Raw genomic sequence first — 23726 nt, forward strand, 5'->3', positions numbered from 1 at the left:
AAATAAATGAACTCATTACGTATTGTGTAATTAATACTGTTAAAAATTTGGCTGAAATAATTTGCGCTGGTTTTAATGGTAATGGTAATAACATTTCAATGTCATTGCTGTAGTAAAATACAGTTAAAATGTTCGTAATACTCATTAAAAATACCCATATACTCGCAATCGCAAGTCCCATTGCGATAATCATTCCTGGATCTTGCCCTAAATGTATCATTCCCTCATACATTGCATGCGTGATAGAACCAAACAGTAAAAAGCCGACAAATAAAATAGCTGCAAATGAAAATACATACGCCCATCGCTTCTTCTTATCTGTTATAAAATCTGCATAATTTAATTTCAATAATACTTTCGTTAACGTCCCAATTTTACTCATTGCCCGTCATCTCCAAGAACATTTTTTCAAGTGATTCATTGGATTTAAAATGATCTCTCATTTCATCTAAATTTCCTTTAAACTGTAAATTCCCCTTATTAATAATAGCAACCCGGTCACATATTTTTTCCGCTACTTCTAATACGTGTGTAGAGAAAAATACAATCTTTCCTTTATCCGCATGCTCTCTCATCATTTCTTTTAAAATATATGCAGATTTCGGATCAAGCCCAGTTAATGGCTCATCTAAAATCCATACATCTGGCTCATGTACGAGCACACCAATAATAACGATTTTTTGTCTCATACCGTGCGAATAACTTTGAATTTGATCAGATAATGCATTATAAAGATCAAACTTCTTCGCTAAAGACTCTATTCGTTCTTGTCGTACTTCTTTTGGCACTTCATACATATCAGCCATAAAGTTTAAATATTCAATTCCTTTTAATCGTAAAAACATATCTGGACTATCTGGTACATAACCAAACGTCTTCTTCGCTTCCATCGGCTCTTCCATAATATTTTTTCCGTTAATCGTAATAGTCCCTTTGTCTACCCCGTGAATACCAGTAATCATCTTAATTGTCGTTGATTTACCCGCACCATTCGGTCCTAAAAATCCAAAGATTTCGCCGCTAGGTACAGATAAACTTAAGTCTTTTACTGCATAGGTAGACCCATTATAACTTTTTGACACATTCGTAATTTCAATCATTCCATCCAATCCTTTCCTTAATTACCAAATAACTATATTGATATTATAGCATAGTTCTATTTTAAGATTTTTACATTTTTCAGTTTATTTAACCTTTAAAATAAATATACACCCCTAATCCAACAACTAAAACGACAGCTAGTATAATATAAATCATTGTTAAGCGTTTAATATTCCCCTTTGTCGCTTTGCTATAATTTGCATCACCATTCCGCCCAATTAACACCGTCGCAATGACAGTAATCACTACAAGTAATACAACGATCATGATCCAAGTTAGCATTTCTTCCTCCCCCTCCTTACAACCATTTTACAATATTATCCTCTTTATTTCGCAGCATATTTCCTCTTTTTACTATTATTATGAAGCAAACTGGAAAACTATTATTACCATTCCTATCCAATTGCGATATATTTATAACATAACGTGACTTATTTCTAACAACATAAGGAGGACCTATCATGAAAACAACTTGGATAAAATATTTAGGATTTCTCGGTTTCTTCGGTTTCCTCGGATTTTTTTATGAAAAAGGATTGTTTACTATGTTCTGTTTCTTCTCCTTTTTCACATCGTATAGAACAGTTCAACACGATGAACTGTTTGAACAAATTGTCAATAAATCGTGTAGCAATGCATTTATCGTTACGTTACTAACTACCACAATCATTATGTTTATTGAAATGTTATTTCCAAACCCTACGCTACAAGAGATTGATATCGCTCTTATTTTCGGCACACTCATTCTTACATTCGGCTTTTCTATGTTCTTTTTCGATAAACCAATTGATGAAATGGAAGATGCACCATGGCGTTCGTAACGAGAATAAAAGAATACCGTGCCAAATTGAACATGACACAAGAAGATTTAGCGAAGAGCGTTGGTGTGCGACGTGAAACAATTAGTCATCTCGAAAAAGGTAAATACAATCCTTCCTTACAACTTGCTCACGATATAGCGAAGGCATTACATAGTACGATTGATGAGATTTTTATTTTTGAGGATTGATTAAAGGCATCCAGTCACAAGAATCACATAAAAAAATACCGTCATTCTTTCCAAGAAGAATGACGGTATTTCTCATTGATTATCCATATAAAACCGCATGAAATACGCCTAATAGCAAGTATTGATCCTGCATGTAATCTTCATCATATACATTCATCTCAATGTAATACATATCTTCCTCAAGACGAATATTCCAATCTGCAATTACATAGCCCTTTCGTAATAACTTTCCCATTCCAAATGAAGTTTTATGAACAACATATTCTTCTGCCTTATATGTAAAGGTAAATAAGAAATTTGCATCCAATAACTTTCCGTCACATACAAGTATTTCATGCTCTGCATCATGATTATCTTTGTACGTTACTAAAATCCTTCTTTGGCGCTGCCTACTTACATCCTTTGCAATGACGCGAATATTGTCCTTACTATCCTTTATTTCATAAATAATATTACTACCAATTTTTGGAATTAAATCCAGCACTCTCATCAGCGTATTTTTATAATAGCCCATTACTACGCCTACTTGCTCACTTCCATTATAAACCTCTATCGGTGTCGTATCTGCTTTGCTATCACACGGTCGTTTGTAAGAGAGCTGCATCATTCGCTCTCCTCTTAAGTACTGATCAAACGTCACAGGATATTCTATCATGCGCAGTTCTTTATTTAGCTCATACAAATAGCGTTGAACACTCTCTATTAATGTTGTAGTAGCTATACGCTCTTGAAGTTCAAATTCTTGCCAGCTGGAAAAAACATTCCATTGATTATGATCCTCTTCATAGAAGAAACCAAGAATTACCTCTTCACGGTCAGCCGTTTCATATTTCATAGGCACGTTCTGCCCATGTTGAACTTGTTCCATCCACTGACCTAAATAAATGCCCAGCTCTGCAACCTTCATACATGATTTTTGAAAAAATACGCTGTCACTCGCGCAAATCGTTACATCTCCTTCGATAAAGCCCTTTGAATAAGCATCATACCGTGGCTCATCCTTCTGCGGGATACTCTTATCTAACTCAAATAAAAACGTTAACATCCTTTATTCACCTCTAGTTGTTACACTAATCATACATGACATCGCATCACTCTGAGAGACTATTTATATACGCATATTTAATTCACGCATTATAACACGTGAATGATCTTGTATAGTAGCGCTATTTTTTGTTCTATATCTTAGTATATGAATTTATATGAGCGATTTTTCAAATATATCTATCACAACTTACAATATATCAACGATTTTTCAAATATATCGATTTTTCGACAAATATCAGCACAATTAAAATGAAGCTACCTTTTCTTCAGCCACTTCTACAATTTCTAAAATTTGTAGCAGACTCTCCACTTCATAAGTCGGATTAACACTCGTCTTATTCTCTTTCAAACTCGGATTATACCAACACGTATCAATGCCGAAGTCTTCTCCGCCTTTCATATCAGAAGTTAGCGAATCTCCGACCATTAGTACACTTGATTTATCCGTAATTCCAAATTTCTCAAATGCATAATCAAAAATCTCACGCGCTGGTTTTTGATGACCAACTTCTTCAGAAATAATAATGTGATCAAAGAAATTACATAAAGGCGAATTTCCGATTCTTGATTGTTGCACCTTCGTATATCCATTCGTAATAATACCTAACTTGCAATCTTGAAGATTTTCACATAATTGCACTGCGCCTTCTATAAGATGTACTTCCTTCCCTAAATTTTCAAGGTATACATCACTAAATTGCTGCGCATCTACGGCTATATTATGAAGTGCAAATAATTGTCTAAATCGCTCTACGGCTAATTCACTTAGCGTAATCATTTTATTTTCTAAATCTCTCCATAATCCATTACTAATCTCTTTATAACTTGCAAGATGATCATTATACCCTGTAGGCATGCCAAACTGTACAAACGCATTATGTAATGCGTGTCTTTCCGTTTCAGGGAAATCTAATAATGTATCGTCTACGTCGAATAATATAAATTTGTATTTCATGATGTTCTCCTCAATTCCTATTTTAAAAGCTTCGTTCTCATTGCTTATAAGTTTTTATATATGTCGTGATGAAGCGCTTTAACCCGCTCTTTATAGAATACACCTTTATCTTTTATTTTCAAATGTGCTATAAATAAATTTGCTAGCATGACTGCTGTATCTAGTCTATAAAATAAACTAACAATATGAGGAGTAACATTAAAGATACTATCATTCTTATATCCATCTTTAAATTCATCCCAACTAACCTCATTTGTTTCAGCTATTCTCATAAGCTCCAGCAATGGATGACCAATTAAAGCATTATCCCAATCAACTATTGCTTTAACTTCTCCATTATACCCGATTAAATTGGCTGGTCGAATGTCCATATGTAATAAACATTTTACATGATCTGCTGTACTAAGAATATATTCAATTGTTTTTGTATCCGGAAGATTAATTTTGCAGTTCGTGATTGTATTAAACCCTTCTATCCGTTTCACAATTCGTTCTGCTATATACTTACTAATAGGCTCTCTAATATTTTGTTTGTAATACAAACCATCAATTGGCATACTATGAAGATTGCTCACTAACTCCCCTATTTTGCATGCGGAAATTGGCATATGATCAGCATACACACAATCCGAAATTAAAAAATCAAGTTCGGTTGAAAGATGCAATCCGTGTATCCTTGGTACTGGAATACCTTTTGAATGACAATACTTAGACAGCTCCGCTTCCTTTTGCAACGAAATCCGACTGTTAAATAAGTCTTCATTTATATTTTCCACTTCTCTTTCCCACGGTACTCGAAATGCCAAAGACCCCTTTTCTGAATCTCCTTGAAAAACAATATTTTGCACTCCCGTTCCAATCACCTTTAAATCTTGAATAGCTAGTTCCTTATACTCTTGACTTAGTATTGTTGCCAGCTTCTCTCTTAACCCCTCTGCTTTTACACGTGTATGAATCATTTTATCCCCCGATTCTTAAGTTCTTTTCATCCATTTTCTCCTCTGTGCACAACATCCTCATTAACAAAATTATAGCAACAATAGTAAAAGGAGGCTAATCCGCTCAGCCTCCTTCTCATTATTAATCTTCTAGCAATAACTCTTTCATTTCCTCTAACGACTCTTTCGTAAAGCCAAGAGCTTTTTCAGCGTATGCTTCAACTGATCCGTATTGCTTTTGAATTTCACCAATCGCAGCTTGCAAGTATTCAGCACGTGCTTCAAACATTGCACCTAATATCGCTCTGCTCTCATCGTTTTGTAATTTCGCACCTAAAAAGGCCATCATTTTTTCATTTAGCTTTTCACGGAATCCGTTACTTAGTAAGTAGTCTTCCATTACTGTTTTTTCTGGTACACCTAGTAAAAGTAGTAATAATGCTGAACCAAATCCAGTACGATCTTTTCCAGCTGTACAGTGGTTTACTAACGGTAAGTTTTCCGGGTTTTGCGCTAAGTTTAAGAAGCTCACGAATGCCTCGTTACCACTTACGAAATCTTGATTCATTTTCACAAGATACTCACCTGGTTTTCCTAACATAGAAAGGTCACCAACTTGGAAAAACTCATTTATATTTAAGTCTTTCGCTAAGTCTTGCATAACTGGTAAGCACACTTGACGAGCACCCGTAATTTCTGGATTCGGCTTATGCTTCACTTCAAAGTCTGTACGGTAATCGCAAATTAACTTTAAACCAGACTTTTGTAAATAGGCAATATCCCATTCAGTTAGCCCTGCTAATTCTTCAGAGCGGTATAATTTGCCCCATTTTACTTTACAGCCTTCAGTCGTTTCATATCCTCCCATATCACGGAAGTTAAACGCACCTTGTAATGGCAATCTACGCTCGGCTACTGTTACTGCTTGTCCATTACTTCCTACTAATCTAAAATATGGACGTTCATTTTCACTGGGGTTTTCAATTGTATATGATAATTCCCCATTTACTGTTGCAAGTAATTCTCCATTTTCTTCAATATGATCTGGTGAAGTACTCCAATAAATACGAACTTCTTCTATATTATTTTCCCACTTTATTTGTAACGTATTATCTTTATTTCTTTCTACAGTTGCTTGTAACCAATTTCTTTGCTGTCCCATTCTTTCACCAACGCTTTCTCATATAATCGAATCTCACTCTATTGTATTATACAAATATCTACTTTGTCGTTCTCATTTTTCTTTTTATCTTACAAACAGGCGAAAAGTTCTTTTACTTGTTCAAAATTTGTACATGGATTACCGCGAAATACGTATGCGATTTGTTCATTACCTAAATCTTCGTATACAACTGTTCCGCGATTAGGGTGCGGATAAAACTCTAACCCGTTTATAATTTGTTTTGGGCCATAGTTCATTGTCCATGAAGAAATAGGATAATACGCTTTGTTTTTATGTCTACAAACCCAAAGTGCATATAGTTTATTAACTTCGTCCCAGTATACATACTGCGTTTCGTCATTTCCAAAACCGACCGATTCAAGTTTCCAATTTAGTTTTTCATGAATTAACAAATTTACATAGGATACGTCATCTGGAGCATTCCACTCTCTACATCTTCCTATCTCACCCATTTCACTTCTCTTCGCTTGAAAGCTTAATAAGTGAAATGATGTATGTAATATCGTTTTCCCAAGCTCCATATTTACTGGTTGTAATTCAAATAGAAATCGTTCCATTTCGTCTTGGTTTACATATCCATGATCAACAGAAATTTCAACTTGTGTTTTCCATATAGATGTAACGTAACTTTCTTTTCCTTTATAATTTATACCTTTCCAATACACAAGCCCTTTATATTGAAAAGAATCTCCTTTTGCTTGAGAAATACAGCTATCCGGAAATACTGGTTCCATTATATCGAGAAAAAATTCCTTTACTCGAAACATCCCAGTTGGAGTAACAACCTGAAACCAAAAAGTTCCCCACTTTTCACCTTCATAACGTTCTGAAACTTTTTCAACATTCCAGCCTTCTAACAATACATTTGGATACAATAACACGAATGAATGCATGGATTGCTTTAACATATATAGTCCCCTCCCGCTATACGAGTTCGAGAGTATACATCATTCATCCTCCTAAAACTTTCTCACATATCTCTCAGTTGAACTAAGCAGCTGACATCCATTCTTTTCAAAAACATCCTTCATCCATTCATTTTGTATATTTGTCTCACCAATATAATAAGATGCACCTATTTCCTTTAAGACAAACATCGCACCTGCAAATAATGCCGCTTCATATCCCTTATTACGCATATTTGGAATAACTGCGAAGTACATAAGTTTCCCTTCTTCTAACGTACCTCTTTCAATATGCGGGATTACAATTCCTATCAGCTCTTCATCGATACTCGCTGTTAAGCAATGTTCTTTCCATTGCTCACCAATTTCTTGTAGCATCATATGCACAAATTGATCATGAGCGACTGGTTCTCCCGTCGCTTCATTCCACAGTGAATAAAAAGCCTCTTCTCCAACTTCTTCAATAAGCTTAAAATCCATTTCACTTTCTACATCTTCTACTTCATATATATCTTTAAATACAATCATGTTTTCCGTAACATATTCAAATGAATACGTTTCAAAACATTTTTTATACACATCATAATTTGGACTTTTTGAAGAGATTTCAAAATGTAGTTTTTCTAATTCACCTTTTTTAGCTTCAGCAACGCAATATTGCATCATTTCCTCTAATTGCTCTTCTGTAAAAATCTCTGCATTATTTTCTTTTATCATAATAGAAGAAGCACTTCTTCTTATTTTAAAATGTTTTTCTAACTGTTCTATCGTCGTCATATTCTTCCCTCATCTATATCATACTCGAATTTCTAATCGTTCTCCTTGCATGAGCAGGATTGTCCTTGAATATATAGAATACTAGAAAAGATCGCATCTTTAAAGTGCGGAGGAGGTTCTCCAGTGGATATTACAGCATTGCAACAACAGTTAGAGCTTATACAACAAAATGACTATACGCAACTACAGCATATAGACGTAAATGAGTTAACTTTGAACATGCTTCAGTATATCGGAACGACTGATAGCTACGTTCGTTACCAACTTATATATAAATGTTTTGCGCATTTCATTCATCATGAATTCCTTATGGACGATCAGCTGAAATTACTTCTGCAAACTTGTTTAAGTGATGAGTATTTATATTGTGACATTTACTCCCCACATACAGATGGGGTTTTCACACGTTCTTACACTGTTTCGTTAATTGCGTTAATACTCCAATTCGCTAATTCGCACTACTTTTGTACAGAGGAGGATATCGAAGAAATAAAAAATAAACTCATTACATACACAAACTTAGAAACGGATTTTCGGGGCTATATCGAAAATAAAGGATGGGCTCATTGTCTTGCTCACGTATCTGATGCCTTTACTGAAATTGTTCATAATACGTATACAACTTTTGAATGGTACGAAGAATTAATTCATTGTTTATTAAATAAAATCTTTATTCCATCTGACCTTTTTCATAATAACGAAGATGAACGTATTGTTACTCCATTACTAGCAATGCTGTATCATGATTTTCCTCAAAACGAGTTAATTTCTATTATTCATAAAAAAATAAAAAGGCTTCCTCAAATTAGAAAACGCCTTTCGCTTAATGAGTATTGTATTTTATGTGCCAATATTAAAACCTTTTTACGCACATTATTTTTCAGAACGAAAGACGACCATAACTTAGCCTTTACAGCACGTAAAACAGAAAGAATGTTAAAAGAAATTCCTAGCTATTATTAAATACAAGGAGCAATGACATGGGTTATATTGAAGATATGAGAAATCTAGTAGGAAATCATCCACTTATTCTAATAGGATCACACGCCATTATATTAAATGAAAAAGATGAAATATTGCTGCAGCTCCGTACAGATTTTAACCGTTGGAGCATTATTGGTGGTGCCCTAGAATATAACGAAACGTTAGAAGATGCTTTAAAACGAGAAGTGTTTGAAGAAACTGGACTTATTATTAAAAATCCAGAACTATTCCGTACATACTCAGGGCCAGATTTCTTTCAAATCTATCCAAACGGCGATCAAGTACACGGTGTACTCGTTGTTTATATTTGCCGAGAATTTCATGGTGAACTTGTATGCGATCAAAGTGAATCAAAAGAACTACGCTTCTTTTCACTTGATGAATTACCTAATAATCTTCCCTCTGTTATTGAGAGGATTATTACAGATTATCAAAAAAAATAAGGGAACGCTTAACGTTCCCTCTCAAATCCAATCCGTTTTTTAATTTCCGCTAAATTTACCTTTGCAATAGCGCGTGCCTTCTCAGCACCGTTTTCTAACGCCTCATATAATAAATTCGGCTCATTCATATACATTGCGTACTTTTCACGAGGTCCAGCTAACTCACGATCTACAACGCGAAACAACTCTTTTTTCACATCGCCCCATCCGATTCCAGTCTCATATTTTTCACGTAATGACTGTACTTCGTCTTCTGTCGCAAATTCTTTATAAATTGTAAATAAGGTTTCTAGTTCTTTCGGTTCATTTGGAAGTGAAGAATCTGTTTTGATTTTAAATATTAATTTTCGTAGTTTTTCTTGCTCTGCAAATAATGGGATTACATTTCCGTAACTTTTACTCATTTTCCTTCCATCAAGACCAGGTAAAATAGCTCCTTCTTCTTGTATGACATACTCCGGAAGTGTAAATGTCGTGCCAAATGTATGATTAAAATACGTCGCAATATCACGTGCGATTTCAATATGCTGAATTTGGTCTTTTCCAACTGGTACATGGGTAGCTTGAAATAATAATATGTCAGCTGCCATTAAGATCGGGTACGTATATAACCCCATGTTCACTCCCGCATCGACCTCTAACCCTGCTTCTTTATTTTGCTCCACCTTCGCTTTATACGCATGAGCACGGTTCATAAGACCTTTCGGCGTTAGGCAAGCTAAAATCCAAGCTAATTCTAGAATCTCCGGCACTTCTGTTTGTCGATAAAAAATAACATCTTCTCCAAGTCCAAGTGATAACCAAGTAGCTGCTACCTCTTTCGTATAACTGCTGAACTTTTCTGAATCATGCACAGCATTTAATGCATGATAATCAGCTATAAAGTACAATGCTTTTCCTTCATTATTCTTTGACATTTGTAATGCAGGTTTAATCGCGCCAATATAATTTCCTAAATGCGGATAACCTGTCGGCTTAATTCCTGTTAACATTATTTTTTCACTCACACTAACTCCTCCTTTCTCAAAATAAAAAGAGCCCCTCATCCTTAAAAAAGGACGAGAGACTCCCGCGGTACCACCTTAATTAGCTATCATTAGCTCACTTCATACTTCAATAACGTGAAGTAACCGTCTTTAACCTACTCATTTCAGTTAGAAGCTCCAGAGTCCATTCCATATTCATCCCTTACTGATTCTCACCACATATCAGCTCTCTGAAAAGTTTCGAATATGTACTCTTCTCTTTCATTGCTTTTTCGTTATTTTTTACAGTTTATCACATTTCACTTCCAAACAAACCCGAATTTTCTATTTTATATAGCAGGAATTTTCACTTCAATTGTCTAATGTTATATAGGTTTGCAGAAATATTCGAAACAACTTTGGAGGTTTTTTCATGGTAAAATATATATCCATTTTAGGCTCCACAGGATCCATCGGCACATCTGCATTAGATGTCGTTTCAGCTCATCCTGAACATTTCAAAATCGTCGGTTTAAGCGCAAATTATAATATCGATCTTCTTGAGCAACAAATCAAAACGTTTCAACCTCGTATTGTAAGCGTTGCAACAAAAGACTTAGCAGACACGCTTCGTACGCGTATTTCAGCGAATACAAAAATCACATACGGAACTGATGGCTTAATTGCGGTAGCTACTCACCCTGATTCAAATCTTGTATTAAGTTCTGTTGTCGGAGTTTCCGGACTACTTCCAACGATTGAAGCATTAAAGGCGAAGAAAGATATTGCCATCGCTAATAAAGAAACGTTAGTTGCAGCTGGACATATCGTAACTGAACTAGCGAAACAAAACGGATGTCGCTTAATTCCAGTAGATAGCGAACATTCAGCTATTTTCCAATGTTTAAACGGAGAAAATAATAAAGAAATTGAGAAATTAATCGTTACAGCTTCTGGCGGTGCATTCCGTGATAAAACACGTGATGAAATGCAAACATTACAAGCAAAAGATGCTTTAAAGCACCCAAACTGGTTAATGGGCGCAAAACTAACGATTGATTCTGCCACATTAATGAATAAAGGGTTCGAAGTAATGGAAGCGAGATGGCTATTTGATATTCCATATGAAAAAATTGATGTAATGATTCATAAAGAAAGTATCATTCATTCTTTAGTAGAATTTATTGATGGATCAGTTATGGCACAGCTCGGTGCTCCTGATATGAGAATGCCGATTCAATATGCGTTTCACTATCCTACTCGGCTACCTTCTTCCTATGAAAAACTAAATTTATTAGAAATCGGTAGTTTACATTTTGAAAAACCAAATTTAGAGAAGTTCCCTTGTCTACAATACGCATATGAATGTGGCAAAATCGGTGGTACTACTCCCGCTGTATTAAATGCAGCAAATGAAATTGCGAATGCACTATTCTTAAAAAATGAAATTGCCTTTTTCGATATTGAAAAAACAATTTACAAAACAGTTGAAGCTCATCATAACGTAAAAGATCCTTCACTAGATGCTATATTGGAAGCGGATCAATGGGCGCGCCAATATGCAAATGAATTGTTAATAAAAAAGCGCTAAAACAGTTCCCACTGTTTTAGCGCTTTTTTTCACGTATTCAACTTAACAAATCTATACCCGTGCGTCACTAACACTTTTAATATCGCATACCCTGGAATCGCTAAAATAATACCCATAATCCCGAATAAGTTTCCGGCAGTTAAAATGATAAAAATGATAGTAATCGGATGAATATCTAACTTTTTACCCATAACTTGCGGAGAAATAAATTTACCTTCTGCTAATTGTACAACCATCATAACGATAATTACTTTTAACACCATTGCTGGCGAGTCGATAAATGCGATAATTAACGCTGGTGTAATGGCGATAATTGGTCCTACGTACGGAACGATATTTACAATCATCGCTAAAATAGCAAGCAGTACAGCATATTTAATACCGATAATAAGGTAACCAATTAATAACATAATACCGATAAATAAGCTCACGATAATTTGACCTCTAATATACGAGCTAATCGCATAATGCATATCATCTAGTATTCTCATTGCTGCTGGTTGTCTTTGCTCTGAAATAAACTTTAAGAAGTGATTCGGCAATTGTTCGCCATCTTTTAAAAGATAGAACAATATAAATGGAACCATTACAAATGTTAAAACAACCTCTGTAATAGTACTCAAAAATCCAGTTACATTCCCAGTTACTGATGATAATGACTTTGTAAAATCAACTGTATAGTCTTTTACCATATTCGCAACATTAATATTTAAATTCTCCTGAATTTTACCGAGTAAATTACTTTCCCCGAATCTACGTGCTGCTTGTTCAATCTCATGGCCAAAATACGGTAAGTTATCAATTAATGCATCAATTTGATCTTTAATAATAGGGATAACCGTTACAACTAAAAATACAAATAATCCTAGTACGATTAAATATATAGAAGCTATCGATACGATTCTTGAAACACCTTTCTTTTCTAAAAGCGAAACGAATGGATGTAAAATATAAAATAGTACGCCTGCTAATAGTACTGGGAAGAAAATTGTTTTTAAAAATACGATAAACGGTGTAAAAACAAATGATATTTTTGTTAGCAATAAAATATTAATGAACAATAACGCAAATCCAAGTAATACCGCCAAATAATTTTGTTCTCTAAAAAACTTTCTTAACTTATCTCTTTTTCTTATATTTATTTTCTCCAACGAAACCACCTCTTCGAATGATGAAAAGCCCTTATTCAGGGCTCTTCATCATAATCTATATATCTATTTCTTTGCAGCTTTCACTACAAATGATACAATAAAAATTAACACGATTGCACCTAATAATGCTGGCACTACATGAATCCCACCAAATGATGGCCCAAAGGATCCAAATAATCTACCACCTAACGAAGCACCTAATAAACCTGCGATAATATTTCCGAACATACCACCCGGGAAATTTTTACCCGTTATAGAACTAGCAATTGCACCTATAATAGCACCAACTATTAATGTGATAATCCATCCCATTTTTAGCCCTCCATTTCTATTATAGTTTGTATGATTTAATACAAACATATGTATTTATCATTGCTAATCATATTTCACTATAGAAATATATTTACTACTATTTTACATATGGAGATACATATATTATATGCAAAAAAGAAAAATATTGTCAAACTCACCCATAAAGCAATTATATTCATATACCATATTTAAAGGAGGCTTCATTATCTATGATTCTTAAATTAAATTCCAGTTCTTTTGAAGTAGCAACATCCATTTTACAGGTTCAAATTCCAGCTTATAAAGTTGAAGCAGACTACTTAAATAGCACTGCCATACCTCGTTTATATGATACTGTAAACGATATTCAAAGTTGTGTTGAAACATTCTATGGATATTTTTCTGAAAATAAACTTGTCGGTTTTATTTCTTTTGTACAAGAAGAAAAACTAATCGATATCCACAGGTTAGTTGTATCGCCCGATTTTTTTCAAAAAGGAATCGCAACAAAACTCCTAATTTATATATTTAACATGTTTCCCTCTTCAATGACATACATTGTACAAACAGGTAAAGCGAATACCCCTGCTATTACTTTATATAAAAAACACGGATTCATTACAGTATCAGATACAATACTTCCTGACGGTATGATTCTTACGCAATTAAAAAAGACAGAATACACAAAATAATTTGACTTGTTCGCTCCTTTATGTTATTTTTTACTTTATAAAACCTTTTGCTGAGTCCAAATTTTGGAGCGGGGGAACCATTTTTGTAGCTATGCTACTTGGGGCGAATCTTTTTTAAGTAGGGAAACTCTCACTTCCCGAGTCCGACAGCTAACCTCGTAAGCGTAATGGGAGAGGAAGGTGCTTTTTGCCTATGTTACACATTTTGCCTCCTTAATTATAAATATGGGATCGATATCAAATAGTCACCTATATTTATAGAAAAGGAGAATGTATTATGTTACGTTTATCTGATCACGCAATTAAAATGATGGAGCAAAGACTTCGAATTGAAAAACAACGCACATATCAAGCAAATAAGGTTGTAGATAACTTACATCACAAATACTTCTTTCAGCATATTTTTCAACCGAAAAGATAAAGAAAATGTTTATTTAATATTAAAAAACACAAGGTGTGTCTTACAAAGACATTCCTTGTGTTTTTTATATTCTTTATAAAATTCTCACTACATTTAAGCTTGCTGTAATCGCACCTGCTATAGTAGTCACATGCCCTACACCTAACGGGCCATTTTGTAATATTAATGTTGAATTGGCACTCGTCACATTCACAAGAAGTGTATTTGAAATGGCTGGTTCGATTACTACAGTTGATGTCGTTACGTTTTGTATAAAACTCCCTGTTAGTTGCGTTCCATTTAATAGCAATCTAACAGATACTGTCTCATTCCCACCATTTGCATCCCCTTGAAAATAGTAGCTTACTAAATATATTCCTGGCGTCGTTACTGTGACTGTCGTAGCACTAGTTAAAGATACACCAGTTCCATATACAGTGGATCCAGAATTAATTGGGATGTTGGCACTTGCTGCAATTGTGCTTGTTGATGTAGAAAAGAAATATCCGCCACCTGTCGATATAGCAGATGATCCTGTTGCTCCAGTTAAGCCTGTTGGACCCGTGGCACCTGTTGGGCCTGTTACTCCTGTTCCCCCTGTCGCTCCTGTTATTCCTTGTATGCCTTGTATTCCGGTCGGTCCAGTTGCACCAGTCAATCCTGTCGCTCCTGTTGCGCCGGTTGCTCCCGTCACACCTTGTGGGCCTTGAATTCCTTGGATTCCTTGTGGGCCTGTTATTCCAGTCACTCCTGTTGCTCCCGTCGGACCCGTTATCCCTTGCGAACCTTGGATTCCTTGGATTCCTTGTGGACCTGTTACTCCCGTAGAGCCGGTCGCTCCTGTTGGGCCTGTTACTCCTTGTGGACCTTGAATTCCTTGAGGACCTTGAGGACCCGTTACTCCCGTCGGACCTGTTGCTCCAGTTGCACCGGTTGGACCCGTCGAGCCAGTTATACCTTGTATGCCTTGAGGTCCAGTCGGGCCTGTTGGACCAATCGGACCTTGAATTCCTTGCAGACCTTGAATTCCCTGTGGACCGGTTGGACCTTGTATCCCTTGTATTCCCTGAATCCCTTGCGGGCCTGTTGCACCAGTTGGACCGGTTGCTCCAGTCGGGCCAGTTGCAGAACCTGTCGGACCAGTTATCCCAGTGGCTCCTGTTGGGCCAGTTGGACCTGGATCACCTTGTAAACCGGTTGGACCAGTCGGACCGATTACACCTTGCACTCCTTGTATTCCTTGTATTCCTGTTGGACCTACCTGCCCCATCTCTCCCTGGGGACCTTGTAAACCTTGAACACCAGTTTCCCCTTGTGGACCCATTGGTCCTTGCTCCCCTTGAATTCCTTGAGAACCAGTTGGCCCTGTTGGACCAATCGGACCCTGTATTCCTTGTATTCCGGTTACACCTTGTAAACCACTACCTCCTAAATTACCTTGCACACCTTGTATACCAGTATTTCCAGTTGGTCCAGTCGGACCAATTTCCCCTTGCACTCCTTGTATTCCTTGTACTCCTGTTGGGCCGGTTGGACCGATTTCTCCTTGCATTCCTTGTATGCCTTGTATTCCTGTTGGACCGGTCGGACCGATTGGGCCAGGAATTCCTTGTATCCCTTGAATACCAGTTGGACCAGTCGGACCTCTTTCTCCTTGTATTCCTTGAACACCTTGTATTCCCTGTGGGCCTCGTTCTCCCATAGGTCCTTGATTACCTTGAGAACCTTGTGGTCCAGTTAAACCAGTTGGGCCGGTTGGACCATTTTCTCCTTGCACCCCTTGCACTCCTTGTATTCCTTGTGGGCCGGTTGGACCGATTGGACCTTGTACGCCTTGTATTCCTTGCGGTCCAGTTGGTCCACCTAAAGCACCAGTTGGACCGGTTGGACCAGTGGGCCCCGTAATACCTGGCGGTGGAAAAGGAATAGGTGCTTGAAACTTACTACACTTATCTTGATTCTTCACAAGCATCTCCCCCGTTATAACTAACGTATCAAACTATTTTTAATACATTTAAACTAGCTGTTATCACACCAGATAATGTCGTTACATGCCCGATAGCTAACGGACCATTTTGTAAAGACAAAGTTGCATTTGAAGAAGTAACTTCAATGACCATCGTATTCGAAACTGCTGGTTCTAATATAAAAGTACCTCCTGTAACATAAAAAATAAAACTTCCTGCGACTTGTATTCCATTTAAAGTAAGCCTCACTGAAATTGTTTCATTTCCGGCAGTTGGATCGCCTTGAAAATAATAGCTTACTAAATAAATTCCCGGCGTACTTAACGTTACAGTTGTTGCATTTGTTAAACTGACATCAGAACCAAAAACTGTAGATCCAGAATTAATTGGTATTAACGCATTCGCTGCAATTATACTCGTTGAAGTAGAAAAGAAATAACCTCCCCCGCTAGGTAAGCCAGTCGCTCCTGTCGCTCCCGCTATTCCCAAGAAACCTATTGAACCTGCACTACCAGTTGCTCCTGTCGGTCCCACCACGCCACTTGGGCCCTGACTACCTTGTGCTCCAACTGGGCCTATACTACCACTAGCACCTGTCACCCCACTTGCTCCAATTGGGCCTTGCAACCCTTGAATCCCTTGTATACCTTGTATTCCTTGCGGACCCGTTGCACCTGTATTGCCTGTCGTTCCCGTTATTCCTTGTATTCCCGTAATCCCTTGAACACCTTGCACACCTTGTAGTCCAGTTGCCCCAGTTGCTCCTGTGGCTCCAGTTTCGCCCGTTGCTCCTGTAATTCCAACATTTCCTTGTGGGCCTTGTGGGCCTTGACTACCTTGCGCTCCTTGGACTCCTTGTGAGCCTGTTATACCGACTTCCCCTGTATTTCCTTGGGGACCTCTAATTCCTTGTGCACCTGTTGGGCCGATAATTCCTTGCACTCCTTGTATTCCTTGCACTCCTTGCGCTCCTGTTGGACCCATTATTCCTTGTAATCCTTGAGGACCTTGCAAACCAATAGCTCCAGTCGGTCCTATTATTCCTTGCACTCCTTGAGGACCTTGGGCACCTTGTGTACCTGTCAATCCGGTAGTCCCTTGTATCCCTTGAACACCTTGAGGACCTTGTGTTCCAGCTGCTCCTGTTTCCCCTTGAATTCCTTGAACTCCTTGTATACCTTGTGCTCCAGCAGGACCAGTTGCTCCTCGGATTCCTTGTGTTCCTTGAGCTCCTTCCGCTCCTGTAACACCAGCTGGACCAGCTATCCCTTGTATTCCCACCATTCCTTGTGCACCAGTTGGACCTATTACACCTTGTATACCTTGAATACCTTTAGGACCTTCCGCACCAGTTGGACCAGTTACTCCCAGCGGACCTTGTATTCCTTGAGAACCTTCTGCACCAGTTGGACCTGCTATACCTTGGTTACCTTGAGGACCTTGGGAACCTTGTACTCCAACTGTTCCAGCTACACCTTGGGAACCTTGTGCTCCCCTTACACCTTGAGAACCTGTTGGACCTGTTATACCTTGCACTCCTTGCGCTCCAATTGGTCCTATCCCTCCGCTTACACCTGTTGAACCGGTCGCACCCGTTGGACCTGTTGGACCTCCTGGTGGACCGGGTGGGCCAGCTGGTCCAGTCACCCCACTAGAAGGGCCAATTGGACCGGTCACTCCCGTCGGACCGCCCGGTGGTCCTTCTGAGCCTTGAGTACCAATACTACCCGTCGCTCCTGTTATACCTCTTATTCCCTTTATCCCTTGAAAACCTGTTGCTCCCGTTATACCTTGTATTCCTTGCACACCTTGTGGTCCTTGTAAACCTATTACACCTGTTATCCCCTTTATTCCACTTATACCTTGGGCACCTTGCATTCCAGTAGAACCAGTTGGACCCACTTCACCTTGTATTCCTTGAGTTCCTTGTGGGCCTTCTTCTCCAGTAATTCCTTGTATACCTTGGAAGCCGTCTTCCCCTTGTATACCAATAGCCCCTTGCTCTCCTTGTATTCCTTGAACACCTTGAGGGCCTTGTGGACCAGTTATACCCGAGACTCCAGTTATGCCTCTCTCTCCCTGCATTCCTTGTGCCCCTGTTTGTCCTCGCTCACCTATTTCCCCTTGTATTCCTTGTATGCCTTGTATACCTTGACTACCAGCAGGACCCGTAGCTCCTTGTATTCCTTCTAATCCTTGTACTCCAATATCACCAATTAGACCTTGGTTACCGATTAATCCTTGAGCACCTTGGAGACCAGTCGGGCCAGTTATACCTTGCTCTCCTGTATCACCAATAGCCCCTTGTATTCCTTGTGCTCCTGTTGTCCCTTGGGGACCTTGTATTCCCCTGATACCTTGAGGACCTTGGGGCCCAGTTGCTCCCGTCGGTCCAGTCACCCCTGTAGGACCAACAGGACCTTCATGCCCTCCAGTTGGACCGATTGGACCACTATTACCTGTCGGACCCGTTGCTCCTATAAGCGGAAGAGGCAGTGCCACTCCAAATTTTTTGCACTTTCTATGATGACGCACAACAATCCCCCTTCCCCAAAATAATTACACCTTTTATATGAAATGCATTTTTATAAGAAAAGTACACCTTTGACCTCATTTTTTTAAAATAAAGAAGCCTATCATTTCATCTATTTGAAATCATAGGCTTCTTTTATAAAAACACTTTACTTTCTAGCTTTAATAATAAAAGTAGTCGGCACCATTCTAGCTTTATATAAAGAATAATACTTCGTAGACGGCTCAGCTAGTTCTCCATCAAACGAGCTTGATGGCTCAGGCTCTTCTATTCTCTCAATTTTAAATCCCGCTCTATTTAACTCATTTATGTATGTACTTATTTTTCTCTTATATAATGTCGCTTGTACATTTTCTCCTTTAAATGTTTCAAACGTAATGAGCGTTTCCTCATGATAAGAAGACTTTATAGCAACTTCTTCTGTACCATACTGTAAGTTTGAATATATGGGATGCTCCCAGCTAAAAATAAAACTTCCTCCTGGCTTTACATACGAATAAATCAATTCCAACGTTTTTCTTAAATCCGAAGTCCAGCCTAATGCATAAATGGAGTATACAATATCAAAATAATCTTTCGGTATATCCCCTTCTTCTTCCATTGCTCCACATATTAACTTTGGATTCCAACTCTTTAACGTTTCATTCGCTATTTTAATTTGTTCACTTGAAAGATCCAGGCCCCATACTTCCTCTGCTCCATGTTCCCCCATATATTTCAGCGAATGCCCACTTCCACATCCAATATCAAGTACCTTTTTATCTTTAATTGAATCGAACAAATGAATCTCATCTTCAGACGCCGTATAAGGACCATATTTCGGTAAACAATCCACTTGAAAGAAATAAGGTGCAACTGTATCCCAACACTTTTTATTTAAAGCTAACATTTGCGTACCTTTCATATGCTACATTCCCCCATCCATTTTCTTCCCCACTATTAATTACACATCATAACCCGTTCTTCCTTTTCTCTTCGCTCGGTAATTTTTCACTTTTGCAATTGTACCGCACGCTCTTCCTCCTTCTTCTCCAGCATACATACCGCACCATCTTTTACTTCCATTACGCGAATGATCATAAAATACCCAGCGGCAATCTGGACATGCTTTTAACCTTCCCCACACATTTTCTTGAATTGACATTAACACAATGCTTAACACTTTTGTATACACATTCTCTTCATATACTGGTTCATATGTAATACCTTTCATATCATCCTTTATATGTACATGAAATGGGTATTTCTCTAACCACTTTTGCAATGATTCTCCGCCTTCAATTGTCATCCGAATATCTTCTCGAAAACCTCTTAATTCCTCTATCGTATGAAATGGAAACTCTTCATCAAAATATTCTTTCATAAAGAGCTTTATATCTTCTTTTGTTTGCAGCAAATCAATTGGCTCTCTCGTATCGTTTGGTATTCTCCATGTATTTAAAAATTCCCGAATATATTCTAGTTCATTTGGAGCGTTTTGATTCAATTCGATCCACCTTCTTCTTAAAATTTACTTTTTTCTGACTTTATGTATAATTATAGTATAAAATAGTTAACCATCAAATAATTTTACTGGTTACATAATTAGGAGGATTTCTATGAAAGGTTTCTCAACACCGATACGTTTCATGCTTATTTCTTCATTTTTTATGTCTTTTGGGTATTTTGCAGTATACGCATTTTTAGCTATTTATCTATTAACCTTTCTTCATTTTTCTGCTGTCCAAGTAGGAACAGTGTTGACGATTATGACAATTACATCACGAGTTATCCCATTATTCTCAGGGTTAATTGCTGACAAAATAGGCTATATCATTATGATGATAGCCGGATTATTTTTAAGAGGAGTCGGATTTATCGCTTTAGGAATATGCTCTGATTTCTATACAATTTCTATTTCTTCTGCACTTATTGGCTTCGGAACTGCATTTTACGAACCTGCCGCTCGCGCTATATTTGGCTCACAGCCAGCTCATTTGAGAAAAAATTTATTTACATATTTAAACCTTAGCTTTAATTGCGGTGCAATAATCGGACCAATTGCAGGAGGATTCTTACTCTTACTCGATCCACTCTACGCTTTCTCTCTAACAGGATCTCTTATGCTGTTATTTGCTTTTATTTTTTACTTACTTAAAAATCACTTCCAAGTCACTACTGAAAATACGTCTATTACATTAGGAATACAGGTCATCTTACAAAACAAATCTTTCCTTCTGTTTTCCTTTATCATGATTTTCTTCTATATTATGTTTACTCAGCTTACTGTCGCACTTCCACTTCATATGAAAAACATTAGTAATAGCAATCAACTTGCTACACTCGTTATTACGATAAATGCGATAACAGGCGTCATATTTATGGTATTATTCCGAAAATTATTCCACAAATACAACACACTTTCGATTATTAAATACGGTGTTTTATTAATGAGTATTTCCTTTTTACTCATTCCTTTATTTCAACACCCATATTGGCTCTTTATTTGTGTAATTTTATTTACAATCGGTGAAACACTCGTATTACCTAACGCTGATATCGCTATTGCAAATTACAGTAATGAATCATATACAGCCACTTTCTTCGGATTTTATCAACTATCACTCGCATTTGGTTTTATCATTGGTAATTATACCGGTACATCTTTTACATCCAACTTAAGCGGAATGTATACACCATGGCTTATTTTTGGCGGAATAGGACTTATTGGTTTTATTTCACTACATATTTTGAATATAAAAAAAGTGGCCTCTAAAGAGGATATACACCTATGTAATACAAGCGACCTATAACGAAAAAGATTCGACCATCATATGTGACAGTCGAATCTTTTTATTTTTCATATTCAAGGTGATTATGTCTTTTACAACCAAATAAATAGCAAGCCCCTATATGATCAGTTTCAAACTCTAATCCTGGAACGTATCCAGATTTGATACGTTCTACCATTGTTTTATAACAATTATTCTCTTCTGTATATTCCTCAATTAACTCTTTCTTATCATTTTCTGTCCAGTTTTCTTCTACTTCTTCACTCTGAACATCTTCTATTTCTGCTGTTTTCACTTCGATAGATTCCCGTATAACTTCATTTATACGGGAGAAATTATTCGTTTTATATAGAGCATACACAAATCTACCAATCCAATTAGGACTTTTCCAGCATTCTTTATATCCCTTTTCGAACCATTCAATTGCTTCTTTATAGCAATTCAATTCAACATATAAATCTGCTACATTAATTTCCCCTAAAAAATTATCAGATTCCCTGTTAAAAGTATCTAACTTCTCTTTTGCTTCTGTCGTTCGTTCTAAATCAATTAAACATTTTACATAGCTATACATGATATAGTCCGAATCCCCTGCAACTCGTAAAAAAAATTCCGAAGCTTTTTCCAGCTCTCCAAGGTTATAATGAGCTACAGCTACATTATGATATGCTTCATCCGATGGTTGAATCGAAATAGATTTTTGTAATACTTCTTTCGCTTCTGTCCATTTTTCTTGTTTCATGTAAATGTCCCCTAAGATGTTATAAGGAAAGTATGAAGAAGGATTCAACTTAACAACTTCTCTTATTAATTCAAGAGCTTTATCATCATTCTCTTCCTCATAGAAGTACATCCAAGCAAGATTATTGAGAGATTGTACGTCTCTAGATTCATGTACTGCTTGTTGAAACAGTTCCATTGCTTCCTCATATTTATTTTGTTCAAACATTTCAATTGCCTTCTCGTTAATGTTCAAATAACTACCTCCGAAGTGAATAAATTCATCTACGCTTTATCATTATTTTAAGATGTAAAAATTGAAATTTCTATAAAAAATTTCTTTATCCTGTCTACATTTCGATTGAAATAGAAGCTAAAACACACGAATTTACAACAATAAGTAAATTTTTCAGTCTCTCTTACATTGGATATACAGCCTTTTTTAATTTACATATTATGGTACAATAAAAAGAGTACTAACTAAACATTTACGCTCCACACTAGTAATCTAGCAATACCAAAATCAAAATTCACATGGAATTGAGGGATGTTATGAAACAGAAATTAGCTGTTCTTCTATTCACTGGAATTATATTATCAGGATGTTCAACTATAGCAGAGAATTCTTTAGAAAGCGGGAAAGGCAGTATGGAATTATTAACACCAACGATCACAGCAAAAGATAATGAATTAGAAATTAAAACTAAAGGCATTGATGAAAATAAAGTAACTTTTATTTATGTTGCTAATAAAAAAGTGTTGGAACAAAAACTAAAAAATGGTGAATCCTACAAGCTTAACATTAAAGATATCGAACACGCTCATAGGACAGACTACAAACCAAAAGTTCAACTTTTCCAAACGAAAAATGATAATGATGATGGAGAAATGGTAACCTTCAAACAAGTTAGATATACAGTTAAAAACTGATTTTAAAGTTGTTTCATTATAAATGTAACGAACGAAAATATACTTTTAACAGTAGATAAATGTAGGGGGTGCTAACATGAAAAAACGATGGATTTCTTGGTGGATTGGTAACATATTTTGGATTATCGTTTTTGGAATATGGGCCGCTATTATTTGGCTACGAGATGTTGATGGGGCTGGTGTTATTCAAACACCTGAAATTAAATCAATATCACTTATCGTTTTATTAATTGCGTTTATCATACCGGTATTTTTTCAAATTATATGGCTAATCATTAATTTGAGAATGAGTAAAAAAAATAATTATACGATTTAGTTTTTTTGAATTAATAGATGAATATTTTTCATAAAAAAAGAGAGAAATCTACATCAA

The 23726-nt window shown here is 36.7% G+C and carries 26 protein-coding genes, 1 pseudogene, 1 riboswitch and 1 other annotated feature; of the genes and pseudogenes, 10 read left to right on the top strand and 17 right to left on the bottom strand.

Annotated elements, in window-relative coordinates; translation table 11 throughout:
- The 3 genes and pseudogenes from ACQGSG_RS08140 to ACQGSG_RS08150 form a co-directional block, all read right to left on the bottom strand.
- Nucleotides 1-382, bottom strand: a pseudogene (locus ACQGSG_RS08140) (putative ABC transporter permease subunit); the annotation flags it as partial.
- The gene (locus ACQGSG_RS08145; protein ID WP_000570204.1) at nucleotides 375-1100 is read right to left on the bottom strand and encodes an ABC transporter ATP-binding protein; all 726 of its coding nucleotides are present in this window, start codon (nucleotides 1098-1100) and stop codon (nucleotides 375-377) included. The pseudogene ACQGSG_RS08140 and the gene ACQGSG_RS08145, both read right to left, overlap by 8 nt.
- Before the next feature lie 88 nt (nucleotides 1101-1188).
- Complete coding sequence (locus ACQGSG_RS08150) at nucleotides 1189-1383, bottom strand: hypothetical protein (protein ID WP_000958863.1); 195 nt, start codon at nucleotides 1381-1383, stop codon at nucleotides 1189-1191.
- A gap of 179 nt (nucleotides 1384-1562) precedes the next feature.
- Here ACQGSG_RS08150 and ACQGSG_RS08155 point away from each other — a divergent pair, with 179 nt between their 5' ends.
- Together ACQGSG_RS08155 and ACQGSG_RS08160 are read left to right on the top strand one after the other, a co-directional pair.
- Nucleotides 1563-1922 carry a DUF3796 domain-containing protein gene (locus ACQGSG_RS08155; RefSeq protein WP_325842297.1) on the top strand — a complete coding sequence of 120 codons (360 nt, stop codon included), beginning with the start codon at nucleotides 1563-1565 and terminating at the stop codon, nucleotides 1920-1922.
- Nucleotides 1910-2110, top strand: a complete 201-nt coding sequence (locus ACQGSG_RS08160; protein WP_000896323.1) for a helix-turn-helix transcriptional regulator — start codon at nucleotides 1910-1912, stop codon at nucleotides 2108-2110. The genes ACQGSG_RS08155 and ACQGSG_RS08160 overlap by 13 nt, the downstream gene beginning before the upstream one ends.
- 79 nt (nucleotides 2111-2189) lie before the next feature.
- On the opposite strand, the gene ACQGSG_RS08165 is transcribed toward ACQGSG_RS08160, so the two are convergent.
- The 6 genes from ACQGSG_RS08165 to ACQGSG_RS08190 all read right to left on the bottom strand — a co-directional run bounded on the left by ACQGSG_RS08165 (nucleotide 2190) and on the right by ACQGSG_RS08190 (nucleotide 7915).
- Entirely contained in the window at nucleotides 2190-3155 is a 966-nt protein-coding gene (locus ACQGSG_RS08165) for a tubby C-terminal domain-like protein (protein ID WP_087948630.1), read from the bottom strand.
- Between the two features lie 246 nt (nucleotides 3156-3401).
- Complete coding sequence (locus ACQGSG_RS08170; protein ID WP_000875414.1) at nucleotides 3402-4112, bottom strand: YjjG family noncanonical pyrimidine nucleotidase; 711 nt, start codon at nucleotides 4110-4112, stop codon at nucleotides 3402-3404.
- A 44-nt stretch (nucleotides 4113-4156) separates the two neighbouring features.
- Complete coding sequence (locus tag ACQGSG_RS08175; protein WP_000582026.1) at nucleotides 4157-5071, bottom strand: phosphotransferase family protein; 915 nt, start codon at nucleotides 5069-5071, stop codon at nucleotides 4157-4159.
- Nucleotides 5072-5192: 121 nt separating this feature from the next.
- Entirely contained in the window at nucleotides 5193-6212 is a 1020-nt protein-coding gene (locus ACQGSG_RS08180) for a tyrosine-protein phosphatase (protein ID WP_000531494.1), read from the bottom strand.
- Between the two features lie 89 nt (nucleotides 6213-6301).
- Complete coding sequence (locus ACQGSG_RS08185; RefSeq protein WP_002103392.1) at nucleotides 6302-7141, bottom strand: hypothetical protein; 840 nt, start codon at nucleotides 7139-7141, stop codon at nucleotides 6302-6304.
- A gap of 51 nt (nucleotides 7142-7192) precedes the next feature.
- Nucleotides 7193-7915, bottom strand: a complete 723-nt coding sequence (locus ACQGSG_RS08190) for a GNAT family N-acetyltransferase (RefSeq protein WP_097999248.1) — start codon at nucleotides 7913-7915, stop codon at nucleotides 7193-7195.
- Nucleotides 7916-8038: 123 nt separating this feature from the next.
- Here ACQGSG_RS08190 and ACQGSG_RS08195 point away from each other — a divergent pair, with 123 nt between their 5' ends.
- Both ACQGSG_RS08195 and ACQGSG_RS08200 read left to right on the top strand, forming a co-directional pair.
- A complete protein-coding gene (locus ACQGSG_RS08195) occupies nucleotides 8039-8878 on the top strand; it encodes a DUF2785 domain-containing protein (protein WP_000355453.1) in 840 nt (279 codons plus the stop codon).
- A 17-nt stretch (nucleotides 8879-8895) separates the two neighbouring features.
- Nucleotides 8896-9342 carry an NUDIX hydrolase gene (locus tag ACQGSG_RS08200; RefSeq protein WP_000540453.1) on the top strand — a complete coding sequence of 149 codons (447 nt, stop codon included), beginning with the start codon at nucleotides 8896-8898 and terminating at the stop codon, nucleotides 9340-9342.
- Nucleotides 9343-9350: 8 nt separating this feature from the next.
- Here ACQGSG_RS08200 and ACQGSG_RS08205 read toward each other — a convergent pair whose 3' ends face one another.
- Nucleotides 9351-10349: a tryptophan--tRNA ligase gene (locus ACQGSG_RS08205; protein ID WP_001290889.1), complete on the bottom strand. Its 999-nt coding sequence runs from the start codon at nucleotides 10347-10349 to the stop codon at nucleotides 9351-9353.
- Between the two features lie 44 nt (nucleotides 10350-10393).
- Nucleotides 10394-10602, bottom strand: a binding site (T-box leader).
- A 138-nt stretch (nucleotides 10603-10740) separates the two neighbouring features.
- On the opposite strand from ACQGSG_RS08205, the gene ACQGSG_RS08210 reads away from it, so the two are divergent.
- Nucleotides 10741-11898, top strand: a complete 1158-nt coding sequence (locus tag ACQGSG_RS08210; RefSeq protein ID WP_000241774.1) for a 1-deoxy-D-xylulose-5-phosphate reductoisomerase — start codon at nucleotides 10741-10743, stop codon at nucleotides 11896-11898.
- Nucleotides 11899-11927: 29 nt separating this feature from the next.
- Here the strand turns inward: ACQGSG_RS08210 and ACQGSG_RS08215 are convergent, their stop codons facing one another.
- The gene (locus tag ACQGSG_RS08215) at nucleotides 11928-13049 is read right to left on the bottom strand and encodes an AI-2E family transporter (protein WP_000411480.1); all 1122 of its coding nucleotides are present in this window, start codon (nucleotides 13047-13049) and stop codon (nucleotides 11928-11930) included.
- A gap of 63 nt (nucleotides 13050-13112) precedes the next feature.
- The gene (locus tag ACQGSG_RS08220) at nucleotides 13113-13361 is read right to left on the bottom strand and encodes a GlsB/YeaQ/YmgE family stress response membrane protein (protein WP_000539730.1); all 249 of its coding nucleotides are present in this window, start codon (nucleotides 13359-13361) and stop codon (nucleotides 13113-13115) included.
- 209 nt (nucleotides 13362-13570) lie between these two features.
- On the opposite strand from ACQGSG_RS08220, the gene ACQGSG_RS08225 reads away from it, so the two are divergent.
- Nucleotides 13571-14032 (top strand): GNAT family N-acetyltransferase, encoded by a 462-nt coding sequence (locus ACQGSG_RS08225; RefSeq protein ID WP_000601225.1) that lies wholly within the window; start codon nucleotides 13571-13573, stop codon nucleotides 14030-14032.
- Nucleotides 14033-14070: 38 nt separating this feature from the next.
- A riboswitch (cyclic di-AMP (ydaO/yuaA leader) is annotated at nucleotides 14071-14213 on the top strand.
- Nucleotides 14214-14309: 96 nt separating this feature from the next.
- Entirely contained in the window at nucleotides 14310-14453 is a 144-nt protein-coding gene (locus ACQGSG_RS08230; RefSeq protein ID WP_000945243.1) for a hypothetical protein, read from the top strand.
- A gap of 73 nt (nucleotides 14454-14526) precedes the next feature.
- On the opposite strand, the gene ACQGSG_RS08235 is transcribed toward ACQGSG_RS08230, so the two are convergent.
- The 4 genes from ACQGSG_RS08235 to ACQGSG_RS08250 form a co-directional block, all read right to left on the bottom strand.
- On the bottom strand, nucleotides 14527-16404 hold the full coding sequence (locus ACQGSG_RS08235) for a collagen-like protein (protein ID WP_426947195.1): 1878 nt from the start codon (nucleotides 16402-16404) through the stop codon (nucleotides 14527-14529).
- 22 nt (nucleotides 16405-16426) lie between these two features.
- The gene (locus ACQGSG_RS08240) at nucleotides 16427-18934 is read right to left on the bottom strand and encodes a collagen-like protein (RefSeq protein WP_325842298.1); all 2508 of its coding nucleotides are present in this window, start codon (nucleotides 18932-18934) and stop codon (nucleotides 16427-16429) included.
- A 146-nt stretch (nucleotides 18935-19080) separates the two neighbouring features.
- The gene (locus ACQGSG_RS08245) at nucleotides 19081-19836 is read right to left on the bottom strand and encodes a class I SAM-dependent methyltransferase (protein WP_426947197.1); all 756 of its coding nucleotides are present in this window, start codon (nucleotides 19834-19836) and stop codon (nucleotides 19081-19083) included.
- Between the two features lie 39 nt (nucleotides 19837-19875).
- A complete protein-coding gene (locus ACQGSG_RS08250) occupies nucleotides 19876-20418 on the bottom strand; it encodes a CGNR zinc finger domain-containing protein (RefSeq protein WP_048568364.1) in 543 nt (180 codons plus the stop codon).
- 112 nt (nucleotides 20419-20530) lie between these two features.
- Here ACQGSG_RS08250 and ACQGSG_RS08255 point away from each other — a divergent pair, with 112 nt between their 5' ends.
- Nucleotides 20531-21724: an MDR family MFS transporter gene (locus tag ACQGSG_RS08255; protein WP_000675759.1), complete on the top strand. Its 1194-nt coding sequence runs from the start codon at nucleotides 20531-20533 to the stop codon at nucleotides 21722-21724.
- Between the two features lie 40 nt (nucleotides 21725-21764).
- On the opposite strand, the gene ACQGSG_RS08260 is transcribed toward ACQGSG_RS08255, so the two are convergent.
- Nucleotides 21765-22679: a tetratricopeptide repeat protein gene (locus ACQGSG_RS08260; protein ID WP_001024466.1), complete on the bottom strand. Its 915-nt coding sequence runs from the start codon at nucleotides 22677-22679 to the stop codon at nucleotides 21765-21767.
- A 278-nt stretch (nucleotides 22680-22957) separates the two neighbouring features.
- On the opposite strand from ACQGSG_RS08260, the gene ACQGSG_RS08265 reads away from it, so the two are divergent.
- Together ACQGSG_RS08265 and ACQGSG_RS08270 are read left to right on the top strand one after the other, a co-directional pair.
- Nucleotides 22958-23353 carry a hypothetical protein gene (locus tag ACQGSG_RS08265; protein ID WP_098348184.1) on the top strand — a complete coding sequence of 132 codons (396 nt, stop codon included), beginning with the start codon at nucleotides 22958-22960 and terminating at the stop codon, nucleotides 23351-23353.
- A gap of 76 nt (nucleotides 23354-23429) precedes the next feature.
- Complete coding sequence (locus tag ACQGSG_RS08270) at nucleotides 23430-23669, top strand: DUF3923 family protein (protein WP_000747679.1); 240 nt, start codon at nucleotides 23430-23432, stop codon at nucleotides 23667-23669.
- Nucleotides 23670-23726: the final 57 nt, after the last annotated feature.

It is taken from the genome of Bacillus sp. GMa5/1 (assembly GCF_050172015.1).
In the GTDB taxonomy this organism is placed as follows: domain Bacteria; phylum Bacillota; class Bacilli; order Bacillales; family Bacillaceae_G; genus Bacillus_A; species Bacillus_A cereus.

Excerpts from the sequence above, each read along its gene's own strand:
- ACQGSG_RS08175 (WP_000582026.1), bottom strand. The coding sequence starts at position 5,071 with ATGATTCATACACGTGTAAAAGCAGAGGGGTTAAGAGAGAAGCTGGCA.
- ACQGSG_RS08235 (WP_426947195.1), bottom strand. The coding sequence starts at position 16,404 with ATGCTTGTGAAGAATCAAGATAAGTGTAGTAAGTTTCAAGCACCTATT.
- ACQGSG_RS08155 (WP_325842297.1), top strand. The coding sequence starts at position 1,563 with ATGAAAACAACTTGGATAAAATATTTAGGATTTCTCGGTTTCTTCGGT.
- ACQGSG_RS08245 (WP_426947197.1), bottom strand. The coding sequence starts at position 19,836 with ATGAAAGGTACGCAAATGTTAGCTTTAAATAAAAAGTGTTGGGATACA.
- ACQGSG_RS08270 (WP_000747679.1), top strand. The coding sequence starts at position 23,430 with ATGAAAAAACGATGGATTTCTTGGTGGATTGGTAACATATTTTGGATT.
- ACQGSG_RS08220 (WP_000539730.1), bottom strand. The coding sequence starts at position 13,361 with ATGGGATGGATTATCACATTAATAGTTGGTGCTATTATAGGTGCAATT.
- ACQGSG_RS08165 (WP_087948630.1), bottom strand. The coding sequence starts at position 3,155 with ATGTTAACGTTTTTATTTGAGTTAGATAAGAGTATCCCGCAGAAGGAT.
- ACQGSG_RS08265 (WP_098348184.1), top strand. The coding sequence starts at position 22,958 with ATGGAATTGAGGGATGTTATGAAACAGAAATTAGCTGTTCTTCTATTC.
- ACQGSG_RS08225 (WP_000601225.1), top strand. The coding sequence starts at position 13,571 with ATGATTCTTAAATTAAATTCCAGTTCTTTTGAAGTAGCAACATCCATT.
- ACQGSG_RS08230 (WP_000945243.1), top strand. The coding sequence starts at position 14,310 with ATGTTACGTTTATCTGATCACGCAATTAAAATGATGGAGCAAAGACTT.
- ACQGSG_RS08210 (WP_000241774.1), top strand. The coding sequence starts at position 10,741 with ATGGTAAAATATATATCCATTTTAGGCTCCACAGGATCCATCGGCACA.
- ACQGSG_RS08160 (WP_000896323.1), top strand. The coding sequence starts at position 1,910 with ATGGCGTTCGTAACGAGAATAAAAGAATACCGTGCCAAATTGAACATG.
- ACQGSG_RS08185 (WP_002103392.1), bottom strand. The coding sequence starts at position 7,141 with ATGTTAAAGCAATCCATGCATTCATTCGTGTTATTGTATCCAAATGTA.
- ACQGSG_RS08150 (WP_000958863.1), bottom strand. The coding sequence starts at position 1,383 with ATGCTAACTTGGATCATGATCGTTGTATTACTTGTAGTGATTACTGTC.
- ACQGSG_RS08180 (WP_000531494.1), bottom strand. The coding sequence starts at position 6,212 with ATGGGACAGCAAAGAAATTGGTTACAAGCAACTGTAGAAAGAAATAAA.
- ACQGSG_RS08255 (WP_000675759.1), top strand. The coding sequence starts at position 20,531 with ATGAAAGGTTTCTCAACACCGATACGTTTCATGCTTATTTCTTCATTT.
- ACQGSG_RS08170 (WP_000875414.1), bottom strand. The coding sequence starts at position 4,112 with ATGAAATACAAATTTATATTATTCGACGTAGACGATACATTATTAGAT.
- ACQGSG_RS08190 (WP_097999248.1), bottom strand. The coding sequence starts at position 7,915 with ATGACGACGATAGAACAGTTAGAAAAACATTTTAAAATAAGAAGAAGT.
- ACQGSG_RS08145 (WP_000570204.1), bottom strand. The coding sequence starts at position 1,100 with ATGATTGAAATTACGAATGTGTCAAAAAGTTATAATGGGTCTACCTAT.
- ACQGSG_RS08200 (WP_000540453.1), top strand. The coding sequence starts at position 8,896 with ATGGGTTATATTGAAGATATGAGAAATCTAGTAGGAAATCATCCACTT.